General features: G+C 45.3%; 9 protein-coding genes. 6 read left to right on the top strand and 3 right to left on the bottom strand.

Features of this window, described 5'->3' with window-relative positions; all coding sequences use genetic code 11:
• The 6 genes from MHN09_RS06850 to MHN09_RS06825 all read left to right on the top strand — a co-directional run bounded on the left by MHN09_RS06850 (position 1) and on the right by MHN09_RS06825 (position 8,795).
• Positions 1-1,599 (top strand): GGDEF domain-containing protein, encoded by a 1,599-nt coding sequence (locus MHN09_RS06850; protein WP_239239798.1) that lies wholly within the window; start codon positions 1-3, stop codon positions 1,597-1,599.
• Between the two features lie 284 nt (positions 1,600-1,883).
• Entirely contained in the window at positions 1,884-3,200 is a 1,317-nt protein-coding gene (locus MHN09_RS06845; RefSeq protein WP_049587003.1) for a methyl-accepting chemotaxis protein, read from the top strand.
• Between the two features lie 570 nt (positions 3,201-3,770).
• The gene (locus tag MHN09_RS06840; RefSeq protein ID WP_049587005.1) at positions 3,771-5,180 is read left to right on the top strand and encodes a CmpA/NrtA family ABC transporter substrate-binding protein; all 1,410 of its coding nucleotides are present in this window, start codon (positions 3,771-3,773) and stop codon (positions 5,178-5,180) included.
• An 87-nt stretch (positions 5,181-5,267) separates the two neighbouring features.
• Positions 5,268-6,263 (top strand): ABC transporter permease, encoded by a 996-nt coding sequence (locus MHN09_RS06835; protein ID WP_239239795.1) that lies wholly within the window; start codon positions 5,268-5,270, stop codon positions 6,261-6,263.
• Positions 6,264-6,279: 16 nt separating this feature from the next.
• Positions 6,280-7,182, top strand: coding sequence for an ABC transporter ATP-binding protein (locus MHN09_RS06830; RefSeq protein WP_239239792.1), 903 nt, complete (start codon positions 6,280-6,282; stop codon positions 7,180-7,182).
• Positions 7,183-7,574: 392 nt separating this feature from the next.
• Positions 7,575-8,795 carry an alginate export family protein gene (locus MHN09_RS06825; protein WP_239239789.1) on the top strand — a complete coding sequence of 407 codons (1,221 nt, stop codon included), beginning with the start codon at positions 7,575-7,577 and terminating at the stop codon, positions 8,793-8,795.
• A 58-nt stretch (positions 8,796-8,853) separates the two neighbouring features.
• Here the strand turns inward: MHN09_RS06825 and MHN09_RS06820 are convergent, their stop codons facing one another.
• From MHN09_RS06820 to MHN09_RS06810, 3 genes are all read right to left on the bottom strand, one after another.
• A complete protein-coding gene (locus tag MHN09_RS06820) occupies positions 8,854-9,444 on the bottom strand; it encodes an HD domain-containing protein (protein WP_239239786.1) in 591 nt (196 codons plus the stop codon).
• An 85-nt stretch (positions 9,445-9,529) separates the two neighbouring features.
• Entirely contained in the window at positions 9,530-10,162 is a 633-nt protein-coding gene (locus MHN09_RS06815) for a thiol:disulfide interchange protein DsbA/DsbL (protein ID WP_168534372.1), read from the bottom strand.
• 320 nt (positions 10,163-10,482) lie between these two features.
• A complete protein-coding gene (locus MHN09_RS06810; protein WP_239239783.1) occupies positions 10,483-12,405 on the bottom strand; it encodes a TonB-dependent receptor in 1,923 nt (640 codons plus the stop codon).
• Positions 12,406-12,424 lie beyond the last annotated feature (19 nt).

Raw genomic sequence — 12,424 nt, 5'->3', positions numbered from 1 at the left:
ATGCAGCATAAGAAAAAGACTTTGTATCTGTTTATCATTGCACAATGCAGTGTGATGGGATTTTTTCTTTTAATACTGGTTTTGACGCTGCTGCGTTTAAATGACGTGCGAACAGTGCTTGACGATATCACCTCGTCTTCTATCCCCACTCTTAGCCAAGCTACTGAAATTACTCGTGAAGTTCAGCACTTAATTTCACTTACTGCGCGATTAACATCGTCTGAGAGCCAATCGTCTCGGCGTATTGTCAAAACTCAGTTAGATGAAACGATAGAGCGCCTGGATTCCTCCAATTTGAAACTTGAGCAGGGAGACAAGTACTTAGCGACGCAACTGAATGTACTTACATTAGAAATAGAAGAACTAAACGCATTAGTGCGTCAGCGAATTGATGTTGAAAAAGAAGTGCGGGTGGAAAGGGAAGTACTCTTTACTTACTTGAACAATACTTTCGAAGACAATAAATCGCAGTATGAGGGTATTCAATCTTCTCAAACGCTGGTTCCTCTGATATTACAAATTGCCCAAATAAATCAGCAGTTCCAACTGCATGAGTTACGCAAGTTAGAGGACAGTATTGAAAAAAGCATCGCTTCCTTGCGTGAGGCGACATCGCTAGACAAGCGCAGCAGCGAACTGGTAAGTGCGCTAGAGGAGGGGGTATTAGGTAAATGGGGCATGATTGATAAACAAGCTAATGTCATGCGTATTCGTGGACGTTCAAGAGGGCGAGGCAGTTTTGTTGAGCACTTGGCTGAAGAAGTCGCGTCAAATATTGAGTTTAGGGCATCTTCAATCACAAAAGACACCTCTTCTTACGCATTGTCTGCCAACCAGGCCGTGTCCAAACAAATAACCCTGTCATTGGCACTCTCATTAATTGTGATGATTATTTGTTGCGCCATCATCTTCTACATCTACAAACGTATTATTCTGCGTTTAATTGCTTTAACCAATTTGGTTGAAAAAAATAGTGACGAGGTAGCAAGCTTCGAAGGCAGTGACGAGATATCTCGCCTGGCTAAAACCTTTGCACTGTATTTTGAGAGAGTGAAGAGCCAAGAAACCGAATTGATTCGTTTGTCACTTAGCGATCCGCTCACTAACATCCCAAACCGACGGGCGTTTGAAATGGAAATGGAAAAGGTAATAGCAATGTCAAAACGGTATGAATGGCCGTTGACGGTGATTATCTTGGATGTCGATAGTTTCAAACTTTACAATGACAATTATGGTCACCCTAAAGGGGATGAATGCCTGAAAGCCGTCGCTATTGGGCTTAATGAAGTTATTACCCGTAATACTGATTTTTGTGCTCGATACGGTGGTGAGGAGTTCGTAGCGATTCTGCCTAATATCGATGAGAAAGGCGCGAAGGTGAAAGCTGAAGAGATTCGAGATGCGATAGAATCATTAGGGATAGAGCACAGCAAGAGCACAGTTTCACCCGTAATTACCGCAAGTTTGGGCGTTGCAACGGTCAATTTCGTTAATCACCACAACTGGACGTTAACTTCGATCCTTAATACCGCTGATAAAGCTTTGTACGACGCCAAAACGGGCGGCCGGAATCGCTGCGTGTTTTCATCGCTGCCATGAGTATTTTTGTATAGTAAAAAGAGGCGGGTTTATGTCAATCCCCAAACTGGGCTATCTCTAATCTTTATTGAACAAAAAAACTTCAGTTTTATTTGTGTGAAACATCAATAAACTTCATTTCCTCTGCTATCTTTAATCAAAATCAACAAAAACTAGCTTATCGTTTCAGACAACTAGCCGTATTTCAGTGTGATACGCCAGTGCCTATTTTGTCAGGGTGGCTTCGTTATGAGCTAAGTCGGCTGATAAATAATGCGTGAAACGAAGTTCATTAGGAGCGCGGGATGTTTTTCAAAAATAAAGAGTTGATAGCCGAAAACCAACGTTTGGAAAAGGAAATGGCGGCACATGAAACGGTTAAGGAAGAGCTTCGTGAAGAAATGTTGTACATTGAGTTGAATGCAGACGGACGTATAAGTGCAATTAATGATCTATATACTCAAGCAACAGGATTTAAGATTTCAGAGCTAGAAGGGAAGTCTCTTGAAAGCCTGATGGATCCGAAATCGCTCAAAAAATCGGACGTTCAAGATATGCTAGGCGCTATTAAAAATCATCGTCATTGGCATGGCGCAGTTAGATTCAACAATGCAAAAGGTCATGAGATTTGGGTAAGAGGAATCATACAGCCCATAGACGACGCCTATGGAAATGTGAAGTGTATTTCTTTCTATATGGCAGAGCAAACGCGCAATATTTCTTACAGTAATGAACTTAGAGATATGATTGCAGCGCTTCATCGCTCTTCTGCTGTTATTGAGTTTAACCTTGATGGCACCATCATAAAAGCCAACGAAAACTTTTTGAAAGGTTTGGGCTACAAGCTGGAGCAACTAGTTGGGAAGCATCATAGGATCTTTTGCACAGAGCAAGAGGTGAACTCGGAAGAATATAAACAGTTTTGGCGTGGGCTAGCGCAAGGACAGTTGGAATCTGGACGCTACAAACGCATTGATAGCCGAGGGAATGACGTGTGGCTAGAAGCGTCATATAACCCCATCAGAAACGAAGATGGTCAGCTTTATAAAGTAGTGAAATTCGCAACGGTAATTACAGAGCAAATGAAGCGGGAGTTCGCCATTTCTGAAGCCGCCAACGTTGCATTCAACATTTCGCAAGAAACTGGAGAGCAAGCACGTAAGGGAAATCAAGTGCTCGATTCTACGGTTAAGGCAATGAACGAATTAACGAAACAGATGGGCAATGCGAGTGAAGGTATTAAGGACCTTGATGAACAATCCCAAAAAGTTGCGGACTTGGTTAAAAGTATAAGCGGAATTGCCGATCAAACTAATTTATTGGCGCTTAACGCTGCTATTGAAGCTGCACGTGCAGGCGATCAAGGGCGTGGTTTCGCGGTGGTTGCCGATGAAGTCAGGCAGCTAGCGTCGCGAACCAGTAGCGCAACTGAAGAAATCGTAAACGTCGTCGTAGAAAACAGAAAGTTAACAGAAAATGCAGTTCAGTTAATTGAAGCGGGTCAGGAAAAAGCGCGCGAAGCCTTAGAGTATTCAACGCAGTCAGGCAAAGCAATGAGCGAAATCCAAAGCGGTGCCAATGAAGTGGTAAACGCTATCGGGCAATTTACTAAACGCCTCTAGAAAATTAGCGACACAATCAGACGGCTTTAGTCATTGGCCATATTTGTTCAACCTTGGTATCTGCTTTCGCGCACCAAGGTTGAACACCCCCCTGTTTTGGTGCACCAAAACGAATTCATTCTCACTTTTCTCTTACCTCAATAGTGTAAATGTTCATAAATTTTAATGGCTTACATTTCTGGCACGATGGGTGCTAATTAATCCGTGCAACAGCAACGTTGCTGTACAAAGCAACGGGTGCAAACACAAATGCGATGGCAGAGTGGAGTGCACAACACTTACCATAGGGTAAACAAATAGGATTCAGCGGAGAACGGTAAGGAAGCATCATCATCTCCGGCATTTATGGCAAGTGCATAATAATAAAAAATAAAGATGGTTTTATAAGCTAAAGCTTTTAATAAACCTCCCTTAAAGATGAGGTGTGTGAGCGGGAATTCCTGACTTACCATTAACAACTTGATGCGTTTGTAAGAACTCCGATATTACAAACACGGCAACGAAGCCCACCATGCTCGACGGTTAAACGTCGTACGCTGGTGGGTTTTTTTTTGGCTACGAGGAACACGTATGACTGGGTTAAAGACAACATCACTGCTAAAACGCTTTCGAACGGCGAGTGCTGGAGTATGTGCAGCACTTGCCGTCTCTGTAGCAAGTTTTTCTGCGAGTGTGGCAGCACAAGCGCCAGCGGTAGGCTGGCCTGAGAAGGAAGAACTTAAGTTTGGTTTTATCAAGCTCACTGATATGGCACCGCTTGCTGTGGCGTACGAAAAAGGCTTTTTTGAAGATGAGGGCCTCTACGTTACATTGGAAGCGCAAGCTAACTGGAAAGTGCTGCTTGATCGCGTAATCGACGGCCAACTAGATGGCGCTCATATGCTGGCTGGCCAACCCCTTGGTGCAACCATTGGCTTCGGCACGGAATCGCATGTGGTAACAGCGTTCAGTATGGATCTCAATGGTAATGGAATTACCGTTTCTAATGAAATTTGGGACAAAATGAAGGCCCATATTCCACAGGAAAATGGCAAGCCAGTTCATCCTATTAAAGCTGATTATTTAAAGCCAGTGGTTGATGAATACCGCAACGCTGGAAAGCCGTTCAACATGGGAATGGTATTTCCAGTTTCTACACACAACTACGAGTTACGCTATTGGCTTGCGGCAGGTGGAATTCACCCTGGATATTATGCGCCGCATAAAGGCGATACCGCGGGTCAAATTGACGCTCAGGCACTGTTGTCAGTCACCCCCCCACCGCAAATGCCAGCGACGATGGAAGCCGGCACCATCTATGGCTACTGCGTAGGCGAGCCATGGAATCAACAGGCTGTGTTTAAAGGTATTGGTGTACCTGTGATCACCGACTACGAAATTTGGAAAAATAACCCTGAAAAAGTGTTCGGCGTAAGCCAAGGCTGGGCAGAAAAATACCCTAATACGCACATTCGTGTGGTTAAAGCACTCATTCGTGCGGCAATGTGGCTGGATGAGAATGACAATGCTAACCGCCCTGAAGCGGTAAAGATTCTTGCTAAAAGTAACTACGTAGGTGCGGATGAAAACGTACTGGCTAACAGCATGACAGGTACTTTCGAATACGAGAAAGGTGACAAGCGCGACGTACCCGACTTTAATGTGTTCTTCCGCTACAACGCTACCTACCCCTATTACAGCGACGCTATCTGGTATCTCACACAAATGCGCCGCTGGGGCCAGATTTCAGAAGCAAAGTCTGACGATTGGTATAAAGAAACAGCTAAAAAAGTCTACAAACCTGAGGTTTATGCTCAGGCAGCTAAAGCACTAATTGCCGAAGGTAAAGCTAAAGCGTCTGATTTCCCTGAGTTTGGAACGGAAACAGGCTACAAGCCGCCTCAGAGCGAATTCATTGATGGCGTGACGTTTGATGGAAGCAAACCTAACGCATACTTAGAGCAATTTAAGATAGGACTTAAGGGCGACACTGTACTGTAAGTGTCAGGTTCAATGGCCCCGCCTTCAGTTCTAACTAGGGCGGGCATAAACCGCGCAATAGCGCACATCATGTGTCAGGAGCAAGCAATGAGCAAGATGACAACCATTCTTCGCCTTCCATCGTCGCCGTCAAACGCCAACTCTTTGTTGAGCCGTTTATATCAATCCACGCCTGCGTTGCTGTTGCCTGTTATCGGCTTGCTAATGTTCTTGGCGATTTGGAATGGTGTTGCAAAAAGTATCGACACGTCGCTGGGGCAGTTCCCAGGGCCAGCACAAGTTTTTGAGCAGGCCGGTGCGTTAATTGACGAGCATATCGCACAGCGTGAAAAGGCGGATGCATTCTATCAACGTCAAGAAGCAAGAAATGCAGCGCGTGTAGCGCAAGACCCCACTTATCAGCCAAAAATCAGAGAGTTCACCGGTGCGCCCACCTTCTTTGACCAAATTTGGACAAGCCTTTACACCGTCATGGTGGGGTTCCTTATTGCATCGGTTATAGCGGTTCCTGTGGGAATATTATGTGGTTTAAGTAAATCTGCCTACACTGCAATAAATCCGCTCATCCAGTTGTTCAAGCCAGTTTCACCACTAGCGTGGCTGCCGCTGGTGACTATGGTAGTAAGTGCCCTTTATGTCAGCGATGACCCGGCGTTTTCTAAATCATTTGTCACCTCTGCCTTTACGGTTTCGCTTTGTTGTTTATGGCCAACTCTTATTAACACCGCAGTAGGCGTATCAAATATTGATAAGGACCTAATCAACGTAAGCAAGGTATTGCGCCTTACGCCCTTTGCTCATCTCACCAAAATAGTACTTCCATCTTCTATTCCCATGATTTTTACAGGACTTAGATTGTCGCTTGGTATTGGCTGGATGGTACTGATTGCGGCAGAAATGCTTGCCCAAAACCCGGGCCTAGGAAAGTTTGTGTGGGATGAATTCCAAAACGGAAGTTCGGAGTCGCTAGCGAGAATCATGGTAGCAGTGCTCACCATTGGCGCTATTGGCTTTGTGCTAGACCGCTTAATGTTATCGATTCAGCGCGCTGTAAGCTGGGACAAGTCGAGCGTACTACGCTAATTTTGAGGAGAATTTTATGCACACTAAACACTTAGAGTTAGAGCAGGTGGGTATCGACTTCCCCACACCGAAGGGGCCATTTACTGCGCTTCAAGATGTGAATCTTAAAATCAGTAAAGGTGAATTTGTGTCGTTAATTGGCCATTCGGGCTGCGGTAAATCAACGGTGTTGAATATCGTCGCAGGTCTACATCAAGCTACCACGGGCGGCGTAATTTTAGATGGCGCAGAAGTGAAGCAGCCTGGACCTGAGCGCGCTGTAGTCTTTCAAAACCACTCTTTATTACCTTGGCTTACGGTATACAAAAATGTTGAACTGGCCGTGAAATCTACCATGCGAGACAAGAGTAAAACCGAGATGCGTGACTGGATCATGCACAACCTAGAGCTTGTGCACATGACCCACGCCCTTGATAAATTACCCAGTGAAATATCAGGTGGTATGAAACAGCGAGTAGGCATTGCGCGAGCATTGGCAATGGAGCCAAAAGTGCTGCTAATGGACGAACCGTTCGGTGCGCTAGATGCCCTGACTCGCGCTCATCTTCAAGACTCGCTCATGGAAATTCACGCTGACTTGGGCAACACGGTTATTATGATTACCCACGATGTGGATGAGGCAGTATTGCTATCTGACCGCATTGTTATGATGAATAACGGCCCAGCGGCCACCATTGGCGAAATTCTAGATATTGAGTTGCCGCGTCCACGAGATAGATTAGCACTTGCAGATAACAAGCAGTACAACCAATACAGACATGAAGTCTTAACCTTTCTTTACGACAAACAAAAGAAGGTTGAAACCGTTTCGTCACGCGCAAACCAAGCGCCAACTACTAACAAACAATCGCAACAACAAGCAAAACCCAGCGGGGTGTCATCTGAAAAAAAAGACGCTAAAAAATCAGATGCCGCCTAGCTTTATCGGCACCTGACTAGGGCGGAAGCCTTTTCCGCCACCAACCAAAACCAGTACTTTTCAACCGGCATTCTAATGCTGGCTGGGTAAGTTTTGACTTCTGGGCCTGTTGGCCTTTGTTGTACAAGTTTTGGTCTAAATGGAAGCCTTTTAATCGCGAAACAGTCCTGCAAGCCTAGTGGGCTAAGTTAAAGGACTGTGACAAAGAGTAAAAGGCTTCCATAACGACCCCTTCGGGCAGCGCCTGTGTGCCATCTATACTGCGTTGAATGTTTTCGATTTAGAACCACTAAACCGTCAAACATCCGCCTTGCCTAGATGGCACACAGACCGCTGCAAAAAATGTACAGCAAAAGCCAGCAGGCCCTCATCAATACCAATAGGGGATACACATGAACACGTTAAAAAACTTTGGCATTAAGATGCTAACAGCATCTGTTTTGACAGTATTGGGTGGAAGCGTAATGGCTGCCGATATTCACGCCGCCCTTAGTGATTCAAAAGCATGGGCGGACCTGAATTTACGTTATGAATCTGTTGATCAAGACAATGCATTAGAAGATGCAAGTGCACTGACTTTGCGCACCCGTTTGGGCTTTAGCTCGGGTAGTGTTAATGGCTTTTCGTTTACTGCCGAGGTTGAAGATAGCCGTATTGTATTGGGGCAAGATGAGTTTACTGTGGGGCCTACTGGCTTTAACGTGGGTGAGTACTCGGTCATTGCCGACCCTGAAACCACCGAAGTTGATCAAGCTTTTATTCAGTATAAGGCGGATAACTTTACCGCCAGAGTAGGGCGCCAAGTAATTACACTTGATGACCATCGATTTGTTGGCCACGTTGGCTGGCGACAAGACCGCCAGACCTTCGATGCGGTAAGCGCAAAATATGCGGCGACCGACAATCTAGCGCTATTTTATAGCTATCTGTACAAACGCAACCGTATTTTCGCAGAAGCGGCAGATTTAGATTCTAAAGATCATATTCTTCATGCTACTTATACATCTAAAATTGGCAAGTTTGTGGCTTACGCTTACCTCTTAGAGGTGGACAACGATACAGACAACGCGTTGGATACATATGGTGTGAGCTATGATGGAAAGATGAAAAGTGACAGCGTGAATTGGGCTTACGGTGGTGAGTTTGCCACGCAATCAAGCGAAGCTGGCGCGGGCGAAACGGCCACCGACTTTGACGCCTCCTATCTAAATGCGTATGTCGCAGCCACGTTTTCTGGCGTGACGGCTAAGGTCGATTACGAAATACTAGGTTCTGACGATGGGTTGTACGGGTTTGCAACGCCGCTAGCTACGCTGCACAAATTCAACGGTTGGACTGATCAGTTCTTGGGCACGCCAGCACAGGGCTTAAAAGATCTTAAGTTGTCTCTATCAGGTGGGCTAGCCGGTGGTAAATGGCTTTTGGCTTACCACGATTTCAGCGCTGACGACAGTAGTAACGGTGCTGACGATTTAGGCAGCGAAATTAATGTGCAGTATACGAAGAAGTTTGCAGGTAAGTACAATTTTGGCATTAAGTACGGTACTTACGATGCGGGAGATATAAAGGTGGATACCAATCGCTTCTGGATGTGGATTGGTACACGCTTCTAATTGCAACCCACTATTACAACGTCATGTTGTAATTAATACTACAGGTCTGGCTGAGTCGTTACTGACTTAGCCAGCCTTTTTCAACGGCCACATCAAGCTGCTGCATAACGTAGTCCCATAAAGCCGGTGCGCATGATTTAAGGTGAGCATTACGCTTCTCAATTTTCTCCCTTGCAATACCGTGACGCTTCCAGCTTCCTCCGTTGTCTTCCATATTTTGAAATACGGGAAGTACGCGGTCCATTGATTTTGCAAATTCTGCATCAGCGGTTTCCGCTGCTTCAAACTCAAGCCATAAATCGAGCATTTCACTACTAAGTGGACTCGGCAATAAACCAAAAATGCGCTTAGCGGCAGCTCCTTCTTTCTCGGCTTGTGCGTCGTGATCTGTTTGATGATTGAAAGCAAACATGTCGCCAGCATCAATTTCCACAATATCGTGAATAAGGATCATGCGAATAACGCGGGTCACATCTATAGGTTTAGCCGCATATTCGCTTAGCATATTTGCCATTAATGCAACATGCCAGCTGTGCTCTGCGGAGTTTTCCTGTCGATAGTTATCACAGGGAAGGGTGATCTGGCGCTTAACTGCTTTTAGCTGGTCAAGTTCACAGATAAAGTCAGCAAAGTCACTTACTGCATACATTGGGATGCTCCAAGGCGTAAAAATGGGCGCCTGAGCGCCCATTTAATTATTCAAAATATAATGAGTGGCTAAATTATTAACCAAATTATTTCTGTTCAGATAACCACACGATTAGATCTGCGATATCGTCAAAGGTCATGTCAGCGGTAAATGTAGGTTGATATTTACCGTTGATGATGAAGCTTGGCACACCAGTTAAGTGCTCACGATACTCATCAATTTGCTGTTGATTCTTACGTACCATGCTATTTACGCCAAAGCTTTTAGCCATTTTATCAAACTCTTCACCATCTACACCGTTCACAACGAAGATATTACGAAGGTCTTTCAAACCTGTGATAGATGCACGTTGCTTGTGGATATAGTTAAAGATTGCTTTATTCATTGCGTCTTCTTGCTTCATCGCGCGGGCAATTAGCATGGCTTTAGTCGCATCGTCCTGAACTTCAGGCCCAGTGAAGCGCATAAAGTTAACGTGTACTTTATTGAATTTAGTACCGTCGCTTTTCTTTTCTTTAATCTGTGCAACGATTGGCTCGAACTGGAAGCAGTGAGGGCACCAAAATGAGAAATACTCTGTAATTACTGGCTTATCTGTAGCTTCTTTATCAAGCACAGTATAGTGAGTACCTTCTTTCCATTTAGACGCCGGCTCTTGAGCGCAGGCTGTTAGTGGCAAAAGCATTGCCATGACAAACATTACTGCAAACTTTTTCATGGAATATAATCCTATGTTCAAAAAACTATTATCGATAATGAGATTATCACAGGCTTGTTCGCTTAACTAGGACCTGTTCTACTTCAATGCCTTACTACGCGATAAGCTCACTAAAAAACACGATTCAATGGCAAGGTAATCCATTGTGTAAATGCAGTACTGTAAATACGGCATGATGAACAGAATCTGAATCAACAAACCCTAACAGAAGCCCAACAAAAAGGGCTATACCCATGTATAGCCCTTCATTGTTTGTTAATTGCACGTTGAGTTTTGCCTTTAAGCAACGCTCAACAGAAGGTTCATTAACGTTACATCACTTACATGCTGTAGTTAACAAGAAGCAGAGCACGGCGCTCTTGGCCTGCATAACCTACAATGTCTTCGTAATCGGTATCAAACACATTGTCGACTTTCAACGAAACCTGCCACTGCTTATCTATCTGATAGCCCAAATTAACGGTTGCAAGCGTATAGGCTGATAGCGCCAATGTCTGAGACGGTTCAGGGTAAGGAGGGAAGAAGGTGTCGTAATGGCTTCCTGTGTAAGCTAGCTTGGTATAGAAGCTGAACTTCTGGGTTCCAAAGTCAGTGTTGTAGGTTAATGAGCCTTGGTGACGGGCACGACGCAGTTCAGTGGTGGTTATACCATTGTCGGTTTGTTCCGCATCTAGATAACTATACGCTGCGGTAAAATCACCATAGCCACTGTCCCAGTTAAGTTCTAGGTCAATACCTTCTCGTGAGCTTTCACCGTCGATATTATCGGCACTATATGCACCCAAATCTGACACAAATACGAAGCCATTGATTTCATCTTCAAGGTCGGTAGTGTATGCGCTGATTTGTGCAGACAGTGATTTCCAGTTTGCCTTAACGCCTATTTCCCATTCTTCACTGGTTTCAGGTTCTAGGTTTGAGTTGCCGATGAAGCTTGCAGGGAAGTAGCCAAAGCGCTCGGTGAAGGTGGGGGTTTTAACAGCTTTACCATAGCTGGTAAAAACAGCGTAGTAATCGTTAAGCTGCCACGTAAGGCCACCGCGATAACTTACGGCATTGTCGAACTCACTGTTGTTGTCGAATCGTGCGCTTAGTGTTGCGGTTAGCGACTCGGTTAGCTGGCCATTTGTCTCGGCAAATACGCTATAAGTATTGTCGTGCTGCTTCTGGTTCGGATCGCCAAATGCAATTGGGCCGCGCTGGGTAAAAAGGCGCTGTAGGTATTCAACACCGCCAGCAAAATCCCAGTTATCCATGGTATAGAAACCTGTCCAGTTTAACTCTATGCGCTCACCAGTGGTGCCGCCAGTGTCTGCACCTGACTCGGTGTTATCGTTATCGTCTTTGCGATAATGCGCACTTAGCGCTGAGCGATAACCTGTATTTTCCGGAGCAAATTCCCATCTTAATTTCGCACTAATTTGTGAACCATCCGTCACGTTATCTGAGTCAGCAGGAAGGCCTGTCGTCACAAAATCAGTGCCGTCGTAATCATTCTCGTACTGAACCGTGCGAAGGTTAGCTATTAACGTATGCTCCGACGTTGCGGCATAATTAATATTAATACCAGCGGTCATGTTATCGTAGCCATCATCTTCGTTACCAACACGAGATACGTTGTCGCCGTCGGTGCGAATGTAGCTGGCGTATGCTGAAACACCCACGTTATCGCTTTGCGAGCGCGCGTTCATGCTGCCCTGCAATGTACCTTGTGTGCCAACGCCAGCAGAGAAGTCTACGTGTGACGCATTATCGGCAAACTGGCCTGACTTCGTAGTAATGCTCAATACACCACCGATAGCGCCGCTGCCCCATCTTGCGCTTTGCGGGCCTCGAAGAAGTTCTATGCGCACCACGTTTGTACTAGTTAAGTGAGCAAGGTCAACCAGGCTTCCTTGGCCTACGTCGTTGGCAACAACGCCATCAATTAAAACAAGTAGATGGTTGGTTTCACCGCCGCGCACGCGCAGCTCTGTTAAGCCACCAGGACTGCCTGACTGAGACAAGCTAACGCCAGGTAGGCCGCGAATTAGATCGGTAAGTTGAAGTGCGCCCGAAGCTTGAATGTCGCTTTCAGTTAGCACCGAAACTGAACCAGGAAGTTTGGTTAACGAAATAGGCAAACGCGTGCCTGTTACTGTTAAGGTTTCAATATCTTGGTCATAAGTTTGAGCAAAGGCAGGTGTGCTTAAGCACGAAATAACTGCAGCGCTAAGGGCTGCTTTAGTAAAATGTGTACGCATGGTTTTTATGTTGTCTTTG

The sequence above is a fragment of the Alteromonas sp. MmMcT2-5 genome, assembly GCF_022348315.1.
Lineage (GTDB): Bacteria > Pseudomonadota > Gammaproteobacteria > Enterobacterales > Alteromonadaceae > Alteromonas > Alteromonas macleodii.
Note: the sequence above shows the minus strand (reverse complement) of the source record. Positions and strands in the feature narration are given on the sequence as shown.